The 20,113-nt window shown below is 54.9% G+C and carries 17 protein-coding genes; 6 read left to right on the top strand and 11 right to left on the bottom strand.

Annotation, left to right across the window (positions count from 1 at the left end; all coding sequences use genetic code 11):
- Positions 1–307 precede the first annotated feature (307 nt).
- Together ihfB and KGB25_RS20590 are read left to right on the top strand one after the other, a co-directional pair.
- Positions 308–601 carry an integration host factor subunit beta gene (ihfB, locus tag KGB25_RS20595; protein ID WP_008042113.1) on the top strand — a complete coding sequence of 98 codons (294 nt, stop codon included), beginning with the start codon at positions 308–310 and terminating at the stop codon, positions 599–601.
- Between the two features lie 21 nt (positions 602–622).
- Positions 623–862: a lipopolysaccharide assembly protein LapA domain-containing protein gene (locus KGB25_RS20590; protein ID WP_192226150.1), complete on the top strand. Its 240-nt coding sequence runs from the start codon at positions 623–625 to the stop codon at positions 860–862.
- A gap of 100 nt (positions 863–962) precedes the next feature.
- Here the strand turns inward: KGB25_RS20590 and KGB25_RS20585 are convergent, their stop codons facing one another.
- From KGB25_RS20585 to wecB, 10 genes are all read right to left on the bottom strand, one after another.
- Positions 963–1,976 carry an MraY family glycosyltransferase gene (locus KGB25_RS20585; protein WP_223436462.1) on the bottom strand — a complete coding sequence of 338 codons (1,014 nt, stop codon included), beginning with the start codon at positions 1,974–1,976 and terminating at the stop codon, positions 963–965.
- Positions 1,973–2,932, bottom strand: coding sequence for a UDP-glucose 4-epimerase family protein (locus KGB25_RS20580; RefSeq protein WP_192226152.1), 960 nt, complete (start codon positions 2,930–2,932; stop codon positions 1,973–1,975). Before KGB25_RS20580 ends, KGB25_RS20585 begins: the two co-directional genes overlap by 4 nt.
- 2 nt (positions 2,933–2,934) lie before the next feature.
- On the bottom strand, positions 2,935–4,113 hold the full coding sequence (locus tag KGB25_RS20575) for a glycosyltransferase family 4 protein (protein WP_008042130.1): 1,179 nt from the start codon (positions 4,111–4,113) through the stop codon (positions 2,935–2,937).
- A 7-nt stretch (positions 4,114–4,120) separates the two neighbouring features.
- Positions 4,121–5,767, bottom strand: a complete 1,647-nt coding sequence (locus KGB25_RS20570) for a heparinase II/III family protein (protein WP_223436460.1) — start codon at positions 5,765–5,767, stop codon at positions 4,121–4,123.
- Between the two features lie 55 nt (positions 5,768–5,822).
- Positions 5,823–7,661: an asparagine synthase (glutamine-hydrolyzing) gene (gene asnB / locus KGB25_RS20565; RefSeq protein WP_008042146.1), complete on the bottom strand. Its 1,839-nt coding sequence runs from the start codon at positions 7,659–7,661 to the stop codon at positions 5,823–5,825.
- A complete protein-coding gene (locus KGB25_RS20560; protein ID WP_223436458.1) occupies positions 7,661–9,208 on the bottom strand; it encodes an O-antigen ligase family protein in 1,548 nt (515 codons plus the stop codon). The genes asnB and KGB25_RS20560 overlap by 1 nt, the downstream gene beginning before the upstream one ends.
- Before the next feature lie 21 nt (positions 9,209–9,229).
- Positions 9,230–9,691, bottom strand: a complete 462-nt coding sequence (locus tag KGB25_RS20555; protein WP_008042166.1) for a serine O-acetyltransferase — start codon at positions 9,689–9,691, stop codon at positions 9,230–9,232.
- A 2-nt stretch (positions 9,692–9,693) separates the two neighbouring features.
- Positions 9,694–10,938, bottom strand: a complete 1,245-nt coding sequence (locus KGB25_RS20550) for a hypothetical protein (protein WP_008042167.1) — start codon at positions 10,936–10,938, stop codon at positions 9,694–9,696.
- 144 nt (positions 10,939–11,082) lie between these two features.
- Positions 11,083–12,348: a UDP-N-acetyl-D-mannosamine dehydrogenase gene (gene wecC / locus KGB25_RS20545; protein WP_192416960.1), complete on the bottom strand. Its 1,266-nt coding sequence runs from the start codon at positions 12,346–12,348 to the stop codon at positions 11,083–11,085.
- 3 nt (positions 12,349–12,351) lie between these two features.
- Positions 12,352–13,485, bottom strand: coding sequence for a non-hydrolyzing UDP-N-acetylglucosamine 2-epimerase (wecB, locus tag KGB25_RS20540; protein ID WP_008042169.1), 1,134 nt, complete (start codon positions 13,483–13,485; stop codon positions 12,352–12,354).
- A 1,176-nt stretch (positions 13,486–14,661) separates the two neighbouring features.
- On the opposite strand from wecB, the gene KGB25_RS20535 reads away from it, so the two are divergent.
- The 4 genes from KGB25_RS20535 (at position 14,662) to fabF (ending at position 19,410) form a co-directional block, all read left to right on the top strand.
- Entirely contained in the window at positions 14,662–16,656 is a 1,995-nt protein-coding gene (locus tag KGB25_RS20535; RefSeq protein WP_032832695.1) for a polysaccharide biosynthesis protein, read from the top strand.
- A 112-nt stretch (positions 16,657–16,768) separates the two neighbouring features.
- Positions 16,769–17,104: a ComEA family DNA-binding protein gene (locus KGB25_RS20530; RefSeq protein WP_192416958.1), complete on the top strand. Its 336-nt coding sequence runs from the start codon at positions 16,769–16,771 to the stop codon at positions 17,102–17,104.
- Between the two features lie 204 nt (positions 17,105–17,308).
- Positions 17,309–18,103 (top strand): SDR family NAD(P)-dependent oxidoreductase, encoded by a 795-nt coding sequence (locus KGB25_RS20525; RefSeq protein WP_008031779.1) that lies wholly within the window; start codon positions 17,309–17,311, stop codon positions 18,101–18,103.
- Positions 18,104–18,135: 32 nt separating this feature from the next.
- Positions 18,136–19,410 (top strand): beta-ketoacyl-ACP synthase II, encoded by a 1,275-nt coding sequence (gene fabF, locus KGB25_RS20520; RefSeq protein ID WP_008031777.1) that lies wholly within the window; start codon positions 18,136–18,138, stop codon positions 19,408–19,410.
- Here the strand turns inward: fabF and KGB25_RS20515 are convergent.
- Positions 19,407–19,964 (bottom strand): TetR/AcrR family transcriptional regulator, encoded by a 558-nt coding sequence (locus KGB25_RS20515; RefSeq protein WP_223436456.1) that lies wholly within the window; start codon positions 19,962–19,964, stop codon positions 19,407–19,409. The two genes, fabF and KGB25_RS20515, sit on opposite strands and share 4 nt — an antisense overlap.
- Positions 19,965–20,113 lie beyond the last annotated feature (149 nt).

The following is a 20,113-nucleotide window of genomic DNA, read 5'->3' as shown; positions in this document are numbered from 1 at the left end:
GGGTGGGAGAAGTGTCACAAACGCGCTGCCAAGGAGTGCAAGGGCGCTGGCTACAAGGTGGTCACGAGATCTGATGACGCCAAAGACGAAGATGAGTATCCCTTTGGCTTCAACCCGGCAGGTTATGTGACACGCACCATGCTGGTTATCTGCAGATGAGCAGGTCGGGCTTGATCAGGCTTCTGTTCTGAAATCGGCATCCCATTGCTGGCGAAGATATGTCAAAGCTCGGGCTGTTCAAATTCCTTCGGGCATGCTAAAACCTTTGAAGCGCTTTTCCTAGCTGCTTGAAAAAGAAGGGAAAAATATGACGAAGTCGGAGTTGATCGAACGAATTGTCACCCATCAAGGGCTGCTCTCATCAAAGGATGTGGAGCTGGCTATCAAGACCATGCTTGAACAAATGTCCCAATGTCTGGCCACCGGTGATCGCATCGAGATCCGTGGATTTGGCAGCTTCTCCCTGCACTACCGCGCACCGCGCGTAGGCCGCAATCCGAAAACCGGTCAGTCCGTCAGCCTTGACGGCAAATTCGTTCCCCATTTCAAGCCGGGGAAAGAGTTGCGGGATCGGGTAAATGAAGAAGAGGAAGAAGTTTGAAATCCAGACAGGGAGGGGCTCATGAGTAGCTTGAAGCGCGTGCTGGTTATGGTCGTTCTACTGTTGCTGGTGCTGGCGATACTGGCTTTTGTGCTTGAGAACCAGCAGTCGGTTTCCTTGCTGTTCCTTGGATGGGCTGGGCCGCAGCTACCAGTTTCCGTTGTCGTGGTGGTTTCATTGCTGATAGGGATGGTCGCAGGGCCTGCGATTGGCTGGATCGTTGGTCGCACCGCAAGAGCGCGGCGCAAGCGTCTGGTTTGATCTACAACGATGGAAGCGTCACCGGTTACTTCCAGTGGTTGGCCGGAGGAGGGGGCTAGTGCCATCCCCCATCCCCCATCTCCATTTTCTGACTCGGCTGTTAAGCCTCTTTTTCCCCAGCCTTGAACTTGACGGCTAAAGCTACCAACGGCAGATAAGCCAGGCACACTCCCGACAGGCCATCCAGTTTGCCGCTCCCGACCACCAGGGCGATCGGTAACAGCCAGCACAGATTGATCGCTGCGACCGTCAGGGTGACTGGCAAGTGCTTGCCAAACTGGCGGGAAGCAAACTGATAGGCATGGCTACGGTGGGCTTCATAGACCTTGTCACCCCTGAACAAGCGGCGAAGCAGAGTCCACGTAGCATCAACAATGAACACGCCGAGCAAAATCAACCAGCTCCAGAGAAGCTGTGGTGCCGTCCAGGCAGCCTGCAACGACAGTACCCCCAAGGTAATGCCCAGGAAACCGCTGCCGGCATCACCCATGAATATCCGCGCTCTTGGGAAGTTCCAATACAGGAAGCCTGCTACCGCAAAAGCCAGTAACAGAGGCAGCAGCGCCGCCAGTCCATTCCCCGCCAGCCAGTACAACAGCGCTCCGCTCAGGCATACACAGATAGCTTCGACACTGGCAATGCCGTCAATCCCGTCCATAAAGTTGTACAGGTTCAGCAGCCACACCAGATAAACGGCTGCCAACGCATGACCGATCCATCCCAGGTCGAGCGCGAATCCAAACAGTGTCAGCGGCGGCAAGCCACCTATCCAGAACAGCGCCCAGGTGGCTGCAATGAAGTGGCCCAGCAAGCGCCAACGAGCGCTGATATGGCCGTGATCATCCAGAAACCCCAGTACCGCAATACCGACGCCTGCGCCCAGTAATGCCCAGGTCAGAGGCCAGGCAACGAAGCCCAGACTGGCCGTCCACATCAATGCCAGCAGAAAGCTCACTACGATCGCTACACCACCACCTCTTGGTGTCGGCACGACGTGCGAGCTGCGCGCATTCGGTATGTCGATCAGGCTTCGAGCCAATGCGTACCGGCGCAGGGCGCCAGTCAGAAAAAGTGCGACAACGGCCGCAGCCGGTAACAGCCACCACATATTCATTGAGTGTGTAGTTCCAAAAAGTGTTTAGCCGTGTTGCGCAGCGCTTCGTCGACGCTGACCGGCGGTTTCCAATTCAATAGTTCACGAGTCTTGCTGATATCGACCTGAAGTGAACCGCACAAACGCTGGGCCAGTGCTTGCTTGCCCAGGAGTGTCGCGCCGGTTTCAAGCATCCAGCTCGGCACCGGCAGCAAGCGCGCAGGCTTGCCCAGGGCCGTCGCCATTCGACGCAACAACATGGTAGTCGATAGATCCTCACCATCACTCACGAGGAAGGTCTGGTTTGCTGCTGCGAAGTGCTCGGTGCACGTCACAATCAGGTCAACCAGGTTATCCAGGGCAACGAGGCTGCGTTGGTTGTGAATGGCGCCAAACGGCAGGGGTACGCCTTTGTCCAGCCAGCGCATCATGCTGAGGAAGTTGGCTCGTACACCTGGCCCATAAACCAGCACCGGACGAATAATTACCACTTCCATGCCGGTTTCAGCTGCCAGCGCTCTCAGGGCATGTTCCGCTTCCATTTTGGAAATGCCGTAAGGGTCGCTTGGCGCCTCCTCTCCATCGGCAACGTAAGGCTTGCCGAGAGCCGTGCCTTCGCCATTGACCTTGATTGAGCTGAGAAAAATGAAGCGCTTGACCCCGGCGTCAGCGGCCTGCCGAGCCAGATTGAGCGTTCCTTCGACGTTAACCTTGCGATATTCGGCAAGGGGGTCGGAGGATTCGTCACTCATGACGTGTACGCGAGCAGCCAACTGGATGACCAGATCCTGGTCCTTCAACAATCCCTGCCAATCCTGATCGGCCGACAGCCCATTGACCAGGCTCTGTGTCACACGCGAGTCGAGATCAACCTTCAACTTGCGTACGGCGGCGGTAATTTCGTGGCCACGCTCGAGCAACGGTGCGATTAGCCCGCTGCCGACAAAGCCGCTGGCCCCTGCCAGAAGAATGCGCATGATTAACGAGCCTCCTTCAGGGAAAGAATGTCTTGCGACATCTCGCGCATGATATTGCCGCGGGCAAAACGCTCGACGAAGGCATGCCGCGGGCTGGTCAGAATATTCAGGTTCTCGAAAGACCTGGTTGCAGCATCCACATCGCAAGGTTCGAAGACGGCTGTATTTTCGATATGTTCAGCGACAAAGCTCGCCGCGTAACCCGAAATGCCGGCCCAGATCGGTTTACCCAGCGCGGCGTATTCAAACAGTTTGGACGGCAAGACCTTGCGGAACGCGTCGTAGTCATTGAGGTGCAGGAACAGCACATCTGCCGACTGATAGACCTGAATCAGTTCATTGCGCTTGACCGGGTTCAACAGCTCAACGTTAGTGCAGCCGGCTGAACTGATAGCCTCCTTCAGGTGAGCGAGTCTCCCTCCATCACCGATCACTCGAAATCGCAACTTCCCCTCAAGGCGTTTGGCTAGCGCAGGAATGATCGTGTGCAGCCCTTGGCCTTCACCGATGTTTCCGGCGTAGACCACGTCCAGGACCGGATTCAGACTCGCAGAGCTCTCGACAGGCTGGACATCCAGGAACTCGTCATCGATACCGTTTGTGAACAGCGAGTAGTGCTGGTCCGGATACCGGGATTTGAAGTAAGGGAGAAAACCGGCGGAAACCAGATTGACCTTCTTGGCCGACTTGATGGTAAAACTTTCAAGTAGCGAAAGCATGGGCTTGAGCAGCCAGATCAGCTTCTTCGGCAGAATATCCTTGATCGTGTCGACAAAAATATCGCGAATGTCCAGATAAAGCGGAGTCTTTTTCTGGCGGGCGATGAGGGCGCCCAGCGACGCGGTCATCAGGCGCGAAGAGGTCGCATAGATAAGGTCATATTGTTTGTTCTGAACAATTTTGCGCACGCCGTTCGCGTAAACCAGAAAAGCCTTGGCTTGATCTGCCATACCGCTTTTGTGGGCCGGCAATGCGATTCGGCGAATGGTCAGGCGAGGATGCTCTTCCAGTTCCGGCGCTTCGCTGCTGAACGAGCTGTAGCGGTTTGGCAAGGTTGTAATCAGCTCGATATGCGCGTGCGCTGGCAGTTTCTCGAGAAGCGCCTTTACCAATGCCGTCGTACGAAACGATCCGGCAGATAAATCAGGCTGGTAGTAAAAGCTCAGGATTAAAAGTTTCAAATAAACCTCACCAAGTTATACGGGTGGTCAGCGTGTTCGACGACAGCTCAGCGACGATGCACTGGTTCGGAACAGACTTGCCAAATTCTGGATGCCACGTTGAAGTAACTACGTTGATCTTGGTTGCACCCTCCAGGAAAACGGAAGCAACCTGGCCGCCGGGAAGGGTGATCGTCAATTGCCCGCCATTTTGAACAACCAAGGCCTCGGGGTGTACAAAAAACCTGGCTTTCGCTCGGTTAAAACTTCCTGTGAGCGAATCCGTGATCTGCAACTCGTCAACTTTTGCGAGCCATTCACGGGTGTGCAGGTTTTTCCCTTTCAAACGCTTGTAACCATCATGACTACAGCGGACGCGGACGATGCCATCGGCCTGGTCGAACGTATCCAGCGCAACACGCGCACGCCGGGCAACCCTGAAGCCGGCCCAGACTTCGGAGGAACTCTCGCCGTCCACTTCGACGGTGTTGTGTGCTGCTGTACTGCGTTGGCGGTGACGTTCGGAGTCTTCGCCGTACTGCGATGTTCCGGAGTTAACGAAGACGCGCTGACCAAAGAGGCTGAGTTCGAAACTCAGGGTATCGGCATGGGTATGCCCCGGTTGGTAGTCGGGGGCCACCTGCGCAAGGTTCAATAGCGCCTTGCATTGATTGCCAAAATCAATCGAGACGTAGCCGCTTTCGGCGTGATGTTCGGCCGAGACAGCAGTGGCAGTGCTGTTTTTTTGCTCTGGCAGGCAATTGAGCAGGCGTGCGTATGTTTCGATATCGTGCAGCGCGGGAGCGATGCCGAACGCCGAATCGTTAAAGAAAGGGATGCCACCGTCGGGGTGCTGGAGGCTGCGTAGCCAGACGATGCCTCGTTCGACAACGTGCTTCCATTCGTCCAGTCGGTTTCTTAGTGGTGCAAGTTTGGTGTGGGTGGCCAGGTTCACCAGGTCGCACATGTCCCACAGCAGGGAGGCGTGGTACATGGGGGACAATTCAAAGTGCGCGCCGTCCGCCAGAAACTGCTCCTTGACCTCGCTATCCAGAATCTCCAGTCCCAGCGACTGCCAGCGTTCAGCATGAACGCCTTCCAGGAAGGTGCCGGCAAACACGAGCGCCTTGCCGTTCACGAACAGATGGTTTGCCAGGATGTGATATTCCACCTGTTCGGACAGGGCATGGGTTTGCATGGCGAGGCTGTCCAGCCAATGGCCTTCCAGGCTCGGCTGTCTCTGCAGCCACTTCACCAGGTTCACGATGCGCAGAGAGAGCGTATAGGGTTCCCATCCGCAACCGCCGAAGGGAGGGTTATTCACAATCCAGCTGTTGACCAGGCGGGTGTCGAATGCAGTGGATGCCTGGTCGGATGCCGCCAAATGATCGAGGTAATGCAGGTTGTATTGCCAGATTTTCGGGAGTGTCGTGTTGCTCCACTCGATGGGCGATTTCATGCCCATGAAGTCGAACTGCTCGTCCGTCGTAAAGCGGGACGCACTCCAGCCTGGGGCTTTTGCCAGATCAAAGGCCGATCGCTTGCCGAATCCGGTTGCCGTAAAGGGTTTTACTTTGGCGAAACGGTAATAGATCCGGTAGAAAATCTGCTTCAACCGTAACATTTTGGCTGTGTGGTAGAGCTTGAAAAGCCGAGATGTCAGCGCATTGCCCATAAAAATCACTTAAATAATGAAAGATGTCGTCGTTTACAAGCGGACCTGAAAGCTTTTACGCAAAGTTCAGTTTCAACCAACGTTCAAAGTACAGCACCTGCCACAGCTTGTACGTGTTGTTGATTGCGCCCGAAAAATGATTCGTCACCAGCTTTTCCACTTCTTCGCGCTCTAGATACTGATAAATCCGCTCGAACTCGCTGAGCAATCGCTCCGCCCCTATCCGACGGATAATGCCGTCGAGGGGAGGGTTGAAGCCGGTTTTCGGGCGATCCACAAGAGCGGCTGGAAGCAGGCTTTTCAATAGGCTCTTCAGAGGGGCCTTTGGCGCGCCATCCTTCAGCAGTTCTGCACTTGAGGTGGCGAAACCATTAGCAACGACTCGCTCATCGAGCAAAGGCACACGCAACTCGATACTGGCGAGCATGCTCGCTTTATCGGAAACACTGAGGTTGTGGCTTAGAAAGCCTGTCAGGTCAAAGTGTTGTGCACATTTTACTTTGTCTGCGGGATCGCCCTTGTAATTGACGAGCACGGACTCAAGGCGTTGCTTGTAATGCTGTTCCCGTTTCGAGTAATCGGGGAAAAAGCCTTTCAACTCCTGCCTGGAGAAATATCCCAGCATTCGTGAATACGCCAAAGGCCAGTAACTTTCCTGGGCATAGGACACCAGTCGTTCGAATTTTTTGTCGAGCTGCTTGGGAAACAGCTTGAATTTCAGCAGAGCATTCAGCACTGGGTAGAGCCGCCGAATCAGCCCGTGATGCTTCAGGACTTTGTAGCGTGGATAACCGGCGAATGCCTCGTCCCCACCCATCCCGCTGAGCATTACGGTGTAGCCGCTCTTCCTGGCTTCTGTTGATAACCGATAGGTAGCCCAGAATGTGTAATCGGAAACCAGCTCTTCCGTATTCGCTGCGACGAAATCGATCGACTCGAACACGTTGGTGTTCGAATCGAGAATCTCTGTCACCACAAGTTTCTTGCCCAGGTGTTCAGCGATATCAGCCGAGAACTTCATATCGACAGCAGAATCTTCCGTCGCTTCGTACTTGGCGAAAAACAGATCTGCCTCACCCGTGTAACTGGCCAGAATACTGGAGTCAGCGCCGCCACTGAAAAATACGCCAACCGGAACATCCGCCTCCAATTGCCGTGTCACCGCGCTGCTCACATCTGCGGCGAGGTTTTGCTCGGTCTTGAAGTTCATCACGGTCTGGTAACGCTGGGTCTCGCAAGCGCCCGTGAGCAGATCGAACTCAAGGTAAGTCCCGGGCATCAATTTTTTGATGGCTTTGTAGCCGGTGTTCGGTTCGTAGAGGAAACCGTTATTGAAGAACTCGAAAACGTCATCGTGATCAATATCGGCGGTGACCTCCGAATAACTCTTGAGGCCGCGTATTTCCGAGCAGGCGTAGATGCCGTTCGTGCTGGAGTAGCAGTACACAGGCTTGATCCCGATAACATCTCTTACCAGGAAGAATTTATTTCTGGCTTCATCCAGGATGACAAAAGTGAACATGCCTTCAAGCAGTTTGAAAGCGTGTTCCTTGTGCTCAACATAAAGCTGAAGAATGACCTCTGTATCCGAGGTGCCCTTGAATGAGTAGCCTTTTTCGATCAGCTGATTACGCAGTTCATGATGGTTGAATACCTCACCATTGAATACGATGCTGACGCCATTGCCGGCGAACATTGGCTGACTGCCGGTCGGCGAAAGGTCCAGGATGCTGAGCCTGTTATGTCCGAGGCCTACCTGGTAGTCCCCGACACTGGCGAAGTAAGTACCAGACGCATCCGGGCCGCGATGTTTGGTGACGGCCAGGCTTGATTCCAGCTGGCTCTGAACTCCGAGGACCTCGCGTTTAACAGCAAAAAAACTTAGGCCGCACATTATACAGATAGCTCCACATTTTTTTGATCGGCAGGCTCATGCCCAACAGGCTTTTCTTTGGTTTGAGTCGAGGCCGTGTGTGAATGTACGGCATGGGCGCTAGACGCACGGTTCTCTCGGGACCACTTATGCGCGAAGACCACTCCCCAGGCAGCAGCAAGCAACAGGTTGAACGAAATCAGACGGAATACCGCGAAAAACAAACCATAGACCGCCAGTGTCATGACGGCTGCACGAACAACTGTTAAATGTGCAGACTCAGATCTGAGGGACGTAAGACGATAGAGAACGGGGCCTGCGATGACCAACGAATAAACCAGAAAGCCCAGAAGTCCGCCAACCATCAGCATGTAGAGCGGCCAGTTGTGTATGTACGCAACCATCTCGGTGAAGGAGACACCTTCAGAAGTTTCCCAGCGCATTCCATGCTTGATACCCATCCCGTTGCCCAGCACTGGATGGCTCAAGAACATTTCCCAGGCGATTTTGTATTCTTCAAGCCGGGACATTACGTTGAAGTCACCTTTTCGTTTCCAGGCGGCCCCCGATAACAAACTCAAGCGTCCGAGCCAAACCTGATCCATGCCAGTGGAAAAGATGAATGCAACGCCAAATACGCCCTGAGTGGCCAAATTGGCCGACAACTTTACGCGCAAGTTTTTATGGGTGAAAAATGCATAGAGCGAAAAGAGCAGCATGACCAAAAGGGCGCTGATCAGCATGCTTCTTGTGAAGGTGATTAGTACGGCTGCCATGCAAAGCATGGCCACCAAAGCGCCGACAATAGTAATCCGCCGGTCTCGTGCCAACGTGCTTACAACGAACCCTACAACCATGCCGACAGGCAGCAACGCATCTGTTGCCTGTGCCAGCAGCATGGTGATCCGGTCGCGCATCGGCCCCATGGCGTTGACGTTGTTCAAGGCCGCTTCTTGAGAGATTTTGACTTCCTCTCCGTTAGTCAGGATGAGCCAGTACGGTTGCCACATGTCGTGGTAGAAGTAGTAGAAAACGATGTAGCCGGCGGTCAGGAAAATCAGGGTTCCCACTGAAGCGCCGACCCAGCGGATCTTGCTTTCGTCACCGCTGACCAGTGCGCAGACAGGTATCAGTGCATATATAAACAGAAAGGGAATGACGCCCCTGATCCAGTCCAGCATCGGCACATGATTGTGCATGGCCACGGCCAGGTTGATGCTCAATATTCCCGCGCCTATAAGCAACGGGATACCGAAAAGGCGCAGTACGGACCTGATTCCGCAAGTGCGGAGCAACTTGATCAATGCAGCAATGAATATCACTGCCAGCAATGCGGCGAACGATATTTCTTGAGCCCCTACTGACGGTGGGGCCGGGCGCAAGGCAAAGGCCAGCGGGAATAGCGCCAACAGGCCCAGCCAAGGCGAAATAATGGCCGTCAGCACAAGCAGGGAAACACCAACAATGCCGGTGTAGAAAAGAACGCCAGGATCCTGCATAAGCAGAATGGAAATGCACGCGGCCGCTGCAATTGCCATGCTGTTTTTCATGCAGTCGTTACTACTCATTGCGATACTCCGTTCGCCATTTCAGGGGCGTATAGCTTTATAGTCTACAGAGGTCTGTCCAATCACTCGGGCTGGAATGCCGACAACGATTGAATTGTTGGGTATGTCTTTCAGTACTACGGCCGATGCTCCAATCTGGCAGTTATCCCCGATTTTAATATCGCCAATGATCTTTGCACCCGCACCGATGTAGCAGTTATCTCCAATCACCGGGCATTTGTTGATCTCGCTGGTGACATAGCCTTCTGCAGCACCAATCGTAATTCCTTGGCCTAATACACAGCCCGTCCCGACTTTAGCGTTCGCGTGAAGTACGACACCAATGGCGCCGTAAGCGAAAATGGTGCCTTTTCCAAGATTGGCGGACACCGGAATGTATGAATTGAACAAAAGAAAAATCAGGTTGCGAATCAGGCCAGGTACGACGGGTACACGACGCTGATAAAACCAGTTTCCTACGCGATACAACTTAACTGCGTTCATTGTCAAAACCTCAAGGTGCGAAAGTCAGCCGGACGAAGCCGAAGTATCCCAACCGCAATGATCAAAAGAGAAAGCATATAAAGAACGCCCCAGATCAAATTGACGTCTTTCAATACGATTGCGAAAGGGGAGAGTACAGAGACCCAGAATATGACCGGTAGACGGATTCCTGGTCGGCACAGCAAGTGCAAAAACAATAAATAGGCAGAGAACCCAAGCGCATAAAACAGTTCTGCCTGTTTCAGGCCTTGAACGAACAGGATCATCCCGGCCACAGCCAGTACGCCCAGGACGAGGTTGGCGATGATTACTTTACGATGAAGCCCGGAAGCAACGAGATACCTTTCTGTTACCACGGCCCAGTACAGGACTGGCAGGCAAGGAAGCATCGCCAGGTAAGCGGAGTATTGCGGGAACAGCCATCCCATCGCATACCCGGACAAGCCAACCAGTGCGAAGTAGAAAAGGGCGACGGACATGATGATTCTGTATTGCTCTTGACGCTGTCCCCCGGAGACAAACGCAACAAATACAGCCCTGACATTTATAGGGAACAGGCTCGTCGCTGACTGAATGATCGACACGATCACCCGGAAGAGTCCAAGGTCCCGAACGGGCAGACTCTTCGAAAGAATGTAGGGCAGGATATTGGTAAACAGATTGAAGACCAGAGTGATGGATACCATTCTAGGCAACAAAAACAAGACGTTCTTGCAGGTGGACAATAACTGCCTGCCCACTGGCAGTTTTGCGCCATGGCTAAACAGCACCGCCACGGCAAACAGGCACGGTATCAGATTCGTCAGTAGCAGAATGTCCACGATACTCAGCGGCAGAATCTGTTGATAACTGATGAACAAGAGGACGAAAAAAACACACAGGAAGAGAACGAGGTATCCGACTATCCAGCGCTGCAAACGAAGCCCGAACAGGGAAAGCAGGCACGCTGAGCTGAGCAGCATGACACTCAGCAATAAAGGATTACCGATGTCGTCTACCAGGCTGACCACACTGAACAGTAAAAAAATCAACGTCGCCATAAATAATGAGGTGACGAGGATGTACTCGGCTTCGACACTGGCAATAAGCTGCTCGTTAACGATGTCGAGAAGTTTTTGAAATAAAAATACAAGCACATTGGCCTTGATGAACGCGCCATACGCATCCAGTCCATACAGGCCAGGAATAACAAAGTTTACAACCAGGCCACTTATCAGCGTCAGCACCTGAATTAGTAGATTGACCATGCCGGAACCTCTTAAACCTCATCATGACAAATTCGAGCACACGATCATCTAGAGTAAAAATCGCTGTCGCTTTATAGCGCAAAAAAATCAGGTGAGTGTATGACCCACCTGATTTCTGTACGCAATCAAGTTACCCCTGATTTTTCAGGTCCAGACTCCGCGGGTATCGATAACTTTCAGCGATGACAAGCGGGTTTTCGGGATGGTTTTAAACGCACTGTGATCTACGAGCAGAACGATGACGTTGGCCGAAGACAGGGCCTGATCGACCGGGCTCAGGGTTGCGATGCCTTCCAGGCGAGCAGGGAGGCGCTCGATGTTCGGCTCAACGGCCAGAACGGTGCCCGGATGATTTTTTGCAATCTGCACAGTGATCTCAAGGGATGGGCTTTCGCGCAGATCATCGATGTCCGGCTTAAACGCCAGGCCCAGACAGGCGACAGTCACATCCTTCGCTGTTTTAGCCGGGTTCTCTTGCAGGTACTTGCCGATTGCGAGCGCGACCTGATCGAGCACCCATTGTGGCTTGCTGTCGTTGACCTCGCGCGCGGCGCGAATCAAGCGCGCTTCATCGGGGGTCTTGCTCACGATAAACCAAGGGTCGACAGCGATGCAGTGACCGCCTACACCAGGGCCGGGTTGCAGGATGTTGACTCGCGGGTGGTGGTTTGCCAGGCGGATCAGTTCCCATACGCTGATGTCGAGCTTGTCGCAGATGATCGACAGTTCGTTGGCAAAAGCGATGTTGACGTCGCGGAAGCTGTTTTCGGTCAGCTTGCACATTTCTGCAGTGCGCGCGTCGGTGATGATGCATTCACCTTCCACGAACGTTTTATACAGACGCATTGCAGCATCCGAGCACTTGGCGGTCAGGCCGCCGATGATGCGGTCGTTCTCGATCAGCTCGCGCAGCACGTGACCCGGCAAGACGCGTTCAGGGCAGTGTGCAATACGAACGTCAGAGTCTTCGCCATGCGTTTGCGGGAAGCTCAAGTCCGGACGCGCTTCAGCCAGCCATGCGGACATTTGTTCGGTTGCGCCGACCGGAGAAGTCGATTCAAGGATGACCAGATCGCCTTTCTTCAAGACTGGAGCGATGGCTTTGCTGGCTGACTCGATGTAAGACAGGTCCGGTTCGTGGTCGCCCTTGAAAGGGGTCGGTACCGCAATAAGGAACGCATCGGCCGGTTCGGCAGTGGTGGTTGCGCGCAGATAACCTTCGGTTACCGCTGCCCGCACGACAATGTCCAGATCCGGTTCGATGATGTGAATTTCACCGCGATTGATCGTTGCAACGGCGTGAGGATTAACATCGACGCCTATGACTTTTTTCTTGCGTGCGGCAAAAACTGCGGCAGTGGGCAGTCCGATGTAGCCGAGGCCGACTACGGAAATGGTTTCAAAGCTCATAGGTTAGCCTCTTTTAAATTGGGAAAGAGTTTCAAGAATCCGCGCGCACGCCTTGCCATCACCGTAGGGGTTGTGAGCGAAGCTCATCTGGCTGTAAGCGTTGGAGTCCGTCAGCAGGCTGCGCAAGTTGCCCGTGATAACGTCGATGTCGGTGCCAACCAGTTTGACAGTGCCTGCCTCGACGGCTTCCGGGCGTTCAGTGGTGTCACGCATGACCAGAACGGGTTTGCCCAGCGAAGGTGCTTCTTCCTGGATGCCGCCCGAATCGCTGAGGATCAGGTAGGAGCGGTCCATCAGGTACACAAAAGGCAAATAATCCAGTGGTTCAATCAAGTGAACGTTGTCGATGCCGGCCAGGAGTCGATTGACGGGCTCGCGAACATTCGGATTGAGGTGGACGGGGTAGACGATTTCGACGTCGGGAAATTCTTTCGCCGTCGTGAGCAGTGCCTGGCAGATTTTTTCAAATCCGTCACCGAAGCTTTCGCGGCGATGGCCGGTGACCAGGATGATTCGCTTCCCTTCACCCAGGAAGGAGAATTGTTGGTGAAACTGTTGCTGCAGGGTGGCGCTGTTTTTAATTCTCGCCACGACGTCCAGCAGGGCGTCGATCACTGTGTTGCCCGTGACGTGAATGCTTTGAGCGGCGACCCCTTCCCGGAGCAGATTCTGACTGGAGGTGTCTGTCGGGGCAAAGTGCAGGGCTGCCAGAGCGCCGGTCAACTTGCGGTTGGCTTCTTCTGGCCAGGGCGAATAGAGATTGCCCGTGCGCAGGCCGGCCTCGACGTGAGCGACAGGGATTTGCTGGTAGTAGGCCGCCAGGGTAGTGGCGAACGTGGTAGCAGTGTCGCCATGCACGAGGACGATGTCGGGCTTGAACTCGGCGAAGACCGATTTCATGCCTTGCAAAATAGTGGTGGTGACGTCCGTCAAGTCCTGGCCAGACTTCATGATGTTCAGATCGAAGTCAGGCGTGATCTCGAAAAGATTCAGTACCTGGTCCAGCATCTCGCGATGCTGGCCGGTTACACATACCTTGGCTTCGAAGCGTTCGTCCGCCGCGAGGCTTAACGCCAAAGGGGCCATTTTGATTGCTTCGGGGCGCGTGCCAAACACACACAAGGTTTTCAAAGTCATAGCTACACCGCTATTAAAAAATAAAAAAATTATTGCGTGCACAGGCCTATCACGCGAATGAGAGAAGGGCGAATTCGATTGGTTTTTGCACTGTTTCCTTGTGCTGCACAGAACCGCTATTTACCGCTAACGGAGTAGCGGCGCAGGCACGCAGGGTTTTGCCGGGAGTCTGATCCACAGGCAGCCCGGTGTGCGGGCGCAGGATCATTGTCTGGCGCAGATCGTCTCTGGTTGCCAAGCGGCCATCGCCGAACCCTTCCAGTATCAGAGGAGCAAAAAACATGGGCGTCGGCGAGTGTAGGAGATGGATATCATTGTCCTTTGGGGCGCGCTGTTCAATCGATCTAATCCACCCCTTCCTGGAGACAGCCTGATCCCTCTCGAGAAGGTGCTCGCAGCGGGGCTGTTTACTTCCGCTGGCATGATCTCGATCGCGGAGTGACATCTTTGTCATCGGGGGTCAACCGTTCAGTTCGTGTTAGCCGGGTCTTTCGTCGGAGACAGAAGTTTCTTACAGCGTGTCCCTGCTCGCTCTTCTTTATCGCTAAGAACTGGAAAGCTTTTTAGGCGCCGCGGATTATAGCCTTCTTTGTTCGATGCTTTCCAAGGTTGCAGCTTGATGCGTCTTCGATGCAGTGAATTTTCTTCCAGATTGGTTGTCAGGGTGCCGGCCGATTGCCAGATGTGCCTCGCCAATCGTGAAAGGCCTGATGGCGAGAGACTATTCCTTGTGGTCATCTTGATCAGTTTTGATACAACACCGGAGGGGTGTAGCTGCGATTCTTATAGGCTGCGTGCAGTTCGGGGCATTGTATCAGGTAGGAACCGCGATTCCGGCACGTTCGTCATTTTTTACCAGCACCTGCCGGGGTAACCGAGGCCGCCCGGGTTGCCCTTGCGTTTGATGGCAGTAATTTTGCCTGCAATCAGGGATTTCTGCCGCAACACAGGTATTATATCGGGATTGCCTTCGGTAGCCTGTCAGGCCCTGCCTCCCTCCAGCTGTTTTGGTACAAGGGTGCCTGATCGAAGTTTATTTTTTGATGCAGTCCTTACGCTGGTGCGGCATTTGCCCGCGCTGGTATTTCATCGTAAATCGGCCGGTTTTCTTTGCGGGTTCAAAGGCAATAGTTTATTTTTTGATTTCAGGAGCTTGGTGAGGTGTTCGATAGGGTTATGGATAAAATAAGAGCTTTTTTGTTGAGCCTTCCGCGCCGACACAAGCGGGTCCTGCAGGTAGTTGCCGATGTTGGTTTGGTTTGGGTCTCGTTATGGATGGCTTTTGTCGTTCGTCTAGGGATCGACGAAATGAACAGCCCTGTTCAACAGCACCTCTGGTTATTTCTTAGTGCTCCCGTCGTTGCCATCCCGTTGTTTATTCGATTTGGCATGTATCGCGCCGTGATGCGTTATTTCGGTAATGATGCACTTATCGCGATAATTAAAGCCGTCAGCCTTTCTTCGCTTATTCTTGGCGTCATCGTCTATTTATATAGCAATCATCAAACGGTCGTGCCCCGCTCGATTATGTTCAACTACTGGTGGTTGAGCCTGATCATGATTGGTGGCTTGCGTTTGGCAATGCGCCAGTACTTTTTGGGTGATTGGTTCGCGGCGGCGCAACATGTGCCTTTTGCCAATCGTGATAATGGTTTGCCGAAAGTGGCCATTTACGGCGCTGGCGCCGCAGGCAACCAGCTTGTTGCGGCGCTGCGCATGGGCAGGGTGATGCGCCCGGTTGCGTTCATCGATGATGACGGAAGTATTGCCGGTCGTGTCATTTCCGGGTTGCAGGTGTTCAAGCCCAAGCATATCCAGCAACTGATTGATACGACAGGCGCCCAGGAAATCCTGCTTGCAGTCCCTTCGGCCAACCGTGGGCGCCGCCGGGAAATTCTGGGCTACCTGGAGCGCTTCCCGCTTCATGTGCGCAGCGTGCCCGGATTCATGGATCTGGCCAGTGGCCGGGTCAAGGTCGACGATATCCAGGAAGTGGACATTGCCGACCTCCTTGGGCGTGATGCGGTACCGGCTCAAGAGGACCTGCTGGAGCATTGCATCACCGGCCAGTCAGTGATGGTTACCGGTGCGGGCGGATCAATCGGTTCGGAGCTGTGCCGGCAGATACTTGCTTTAAGGCCTACGACCCTGTTGTTGTTCGAACACAGCGAGTTCAATCTTTACAGCATCCTGTCCGAGCTTGAGCAGCGAATTGCGCGTGAATCGTTGTCCGTCAAACTGCTGCCGATCCTGGGTTCTGTCCGTAACGAGAACAAGTTGCTGGACGTCATGAAGACCTGGCATGTCGATACGGTTTACCACGCCGCAGCGTACAAACATGTACCTATGGTCGAGCACAATATTGCAGAAGGCGTGTTGAACAATGTCATGGGCACGTTAAACACGGCCCAGGCTGCACTTCAGGCCGGAGTTGCAAACTTTGTACTGATTTCCACCGACAAGGCTGTTCGCCCCACCAATGTAATGGGGAGTACCAAGCGACTTGCAGAGTTGACATTGCAGGCGCTCAGCCGTGAAAAAGCACCTGTGTTGTTTGGCGACAAGTCCAGCGTGTCTCGCGTCAACAAGACCCGTTTCACCATGGTCAGGTTCGGTAATGTGTTGGGCTCGTCAGGTTCCGTGATCCCGCTTTTCCACAAGCAGATCAAGGCTGGCGGACCGTTGACCGTCACACACCCGAAAATCACCCGGTATTTCATGACCATTCCCGAGGCCGCTCAGTTGGTGATCCAGGCCGGGTCGATGGGGCAGGGCGGGGACGTTTTCGTGCTGGACATGGGCGAGCCGGTAAAAATCATCGAGTTGGCAGAGAAAATGATTCATCTGTCAGGGTTGAGTGTCCGGTCGGACAAAAATATCCACGGTGACATTTCGATCGAATTTACCGGCCTGCGCCCGGGTGAAAAGCTCTACGAAGAGCTGCTGATCGGCGACAACGTTGCGGCGACCTCGCATCCGATGATCATGACGGCCAGCGAAGATTACCTGACCTGGGATGTGCTGAAGGCGCGGTTGGGCGAATTGCTGGCAGCGGTTGATCAGGATGATTATTCAAGAGTCCGCCAGCTTCTGCGCGAAACGGTCAGCGGCTATACCCCTGACGGCGAGATCGTCGACTGGATCTATCAGCAGCGTCGCCTCGAGCCCTGATTGTTTCACATCCTGTAACTGACACATTTTTGACAGGCTCCAGACATCACCTAAGTTTGGAAGGCAGCTTCGGAAAAGCTGCTTTCCCAATTGATGTCATGGAGCTTCATTTATGCGTACTGGCTACTTCTACTCTCTGATTTTTGCCCTCCTGAGCACTGCCTCTGTCGCCGCCATTGCCGCCCCCGCGGCCAAGTCGGAGGCGGGCACTGCACCTCTGGTCATGGAGGTCGCTCCCAAGGTTCAGTCCGAAAAGGTTGATTTGAATCAGGCCGACGCGTCGACCCTGCAACGGGAGTTGTCCGGCATCGGGGAAGCCAAGGCCAAGGCGATTGTTACCTATCGTGAGAGTAATGGGCCGTTTGCATCGGTGGACGAGCTGCTCGAAGTGAAGGGGATCGGCAAAGCCATTCTGGATAAGAACCGCGAAAAGCTTGAGGTGAACTAAGCTTGTAATTCAGCGCCATGGGCCGGTCATTGACCGGCCTTTTTGCATTCTGGCGTACGTGGTGATTTAGCGCCTTCCGTCGGCAGATGAAAAATTACGGCTATCATATTGTGATTAAATTATGCCTATAATAAATTCGTCATCCAGCTTGGCGCTCTGAAGCGCAGGCGCTTTTCTTTTCCTTACACATTCCAGGAGCACGTCATGAATTCTGTCCAGACCCAAGGTACGGCTCTTGTCACCGGTGCTTCATCCGGGATTGGTGCCATTTACGCTGAGCGCTTGGCCGCGCGCGGTTTTGATTTGTTGCTGGTCGCACGTGACGAACAGCGTCTTCAGGCCGCGGCGAGCAAGCTGCGCGCCGAGCATGGTGTTCAGGTCGAGGTGCTGAAAGCGGATCTCACGCAAAAGGATGATGTGCTGAAACTTGAGCAACGCCTTCGCAGCGATTCGAGTATCAGTCTGCTGCTGAATAACGCGGGTGTCGCGGCAGATGGCTTGCTGGCCAACGCCGATCTGGACCAACTGGAACGTTTGATTCAATTGAACGTAACGACGGTCACGCGCCTGGCTTCGGCGGCGGCCGCCAGTTTTGCCAAAGCCGGCCGGGGTACGATCATCAACATCGCCTCGGTGGTGGCGTTGTTCCCCGAGCGCTTCAACGCCACTTACAGCGCCAGCAAGGCTTATGTGTTAAGCCTGACCCAGTCGTTGAATGCCGAGCTGGATGGCACCGGGGTCAAAGTACAAGCGGTGTTGCCAGGCGTGACACGCACCGAAATCTGGGAGCGTTCCGGTATTGACGCAAGCCAGATCCCGGCGGACATGGTCATGGAAGCGGGCGAGATGGTCGATGCATCGTTGTCGGGGCTGGACCAGGGCGAACTGATCACCATTCCTTCGTTGCCGGATGCCTCCGACTGGGATGCGTTTGTCGCGGCGCGTCTGGTGATGGCGCCGAATCTTTCCAAAAGCAAGGCCGCTTCGCGTTACAAGTGAGGCACCCTCCATTGGCTTGAGGTAGTTGCGGTATGAGTGAACGTCGAGTGGTTGTAACGGGCATGGGTTTGGTGTCTCCGCTGGGTAGCGGGGTCGAAGCCGTCTGGGAGCGTCTGTTGGCCGGACGTTCGGGATTGCGCAACCTGCCGGACGAAGTCGTGGCTGATCTGCCGGCCAAGGTCGGTGGCGCAGTGCCGACGCTGGCCGAAGATGCCGAGGCGGGTTTTGACCCGGATCGTGCGACGCCACCCAAAGAGCAGAAGAAGATGGACCGCTTCATTATGTTTGCCATGGAGGCGGCACGTCAGGCGCTTGAGCAGGCCGGTTGGCAGGCACAGGACGCCAATGCCCAGGAGCGTACGGCGACCATTATCGGTTCGGGGGTCGGTGGTTTCGGCGCGATTGCCGATGCGGTCCGCACCACCGACAGTCGTGGCCCGCGGCGTTTGTCGCCTTTCACCATTCCCTCCTTTCTGGTCAATCTGGCCGCGGGCCATGTGTCGATCCAGCACGGATTCAAAGGCCCCCTGGGTGCTCCGGTAACGGCGTGCGCGGCCGGGGTTCAGGCGATTGGCGATGCGGCGCGGCTGATCCGTTGCGGGGAGGCGGACATTGCGGTGTGTGGCGGTGCGGAGGCGTCGATCGATCGTGTCAGTCTCGCCGGGTTCGCTGCGGCTCGCGCGTTGTCCAGTGGATATAACGAAACCCCGGAGCGTGCTTCGCGTCCGTTCGACCGTGACCGCGATGGTTTTGTCATGGGTGAGGGCGCAGGCCTTCTGGTGATCGAATCCCTGGAGCATGCACTGGCCCGTGGCGCGCAACCGCTGGCGGAACTGGTCGGTTACGGCACCAGCGCCGATGCCTATCACCTGACCGCTGGCCCCGAAGATGGCAGTGGTGCGCGACGGGCGATGTCACTGGCGCTGGCTCAGGCGGGCGTTGCTGCGGCACAGGTGCAGCACCTCAATGCTCACGCAACCTCGACGCCGGTTGGAGATCTGGGCGAGTTGGCTGCGATCAAATCGTTGTTCGGCACGGATAACAAGATTGCGGTCACGTCGACCAAGTCGGCCACCGGGCATTTGCTCGGCGCGGCGGGCGGGATCGAGGCGATCTTCACGCTGTTGGCGATCCGTGATCAGATCGTGCCGGCCACCCTCAACCTGGATAACCCGGATCCGGCGGCGCAAGGTGTGGACATCGTCCATGGTCAGGCGCGGCCGATGGCCATCGAGTATGCGCTGTCCAACGGTTTCGGCTTTGGTGGGGTCAATGCCAGCGTGCTCTTCAAGCGCTGGCAGGGTTAATCCCGGGGCTTTTTGAGAAAATCGCGCGTGACGTCGAGAATCCGCTGGGCCAGATCGGCGCTCTCGACACTGCGCGACAACAGCAGCGCCCCGACCATTGCGGACATGATGAAGATGCTCTGGTCGGCGGCATCATCACCTTCAAGGGTGCCTTGTATTTGTTCGAGCCGTGCGTTGAGCACCACATCGGAGGTCGGACTTGGCTGTCCGCGCAGGCCGAGTTCCGATGACATGGTCGGCAACGGGCACCCTTCATGGGGTGAAGTCTGGTGCCATTCGGACAAGTACGCGTCAATGAACGCCTCGAGTGGGCGTTCCTGAGCGAACAGTTCGGCGCAGATGACTTCCACCTCGGCGCCGGCAGCCTGCAGGGCCTTTTCTACCAGCTCATCCTTGGACTTGAAATGCGAATAGAAGCCGCCGTGAGTCAAGCCCAGCGCTTTCATCAGGGGCTGCAAGCCGGTCGCGCCAATACCGTCGCGGCGAAATCGCGCTGAAGCTTCCTTGATGATGCGTTGGTGGGTCTGAGCTTTATGGTCCTGCGAGTAACGCATCTGGTATCTCCGCAACAATGCGCCATCTTAACCAATGGAAATGGGATGGTGACTGTACTTCTATTTCTAAAAAGCATGCAGATGCGTCCAACTCCTTCATGACGTCTCGAACAAACTGGCACGGATAGTGATTACCCGTTAGCTGACGA

This window comes from Pseudomonas sp. BF-RE-21 (assembly GCF_019947305.1).
Classification (GTDB): domain Bacteria; phylum Pseudomonadota; class Gammaproteobacteria; order Pseudomonadales; family Pseudomonadaceae; genus Aquipseudomonas; species Aquipseudomonas migulae.
Note: the sequence above shows the minus strand (reverse complement) of the source record. Positions and strands in the feature narration are given on the sequence as shown.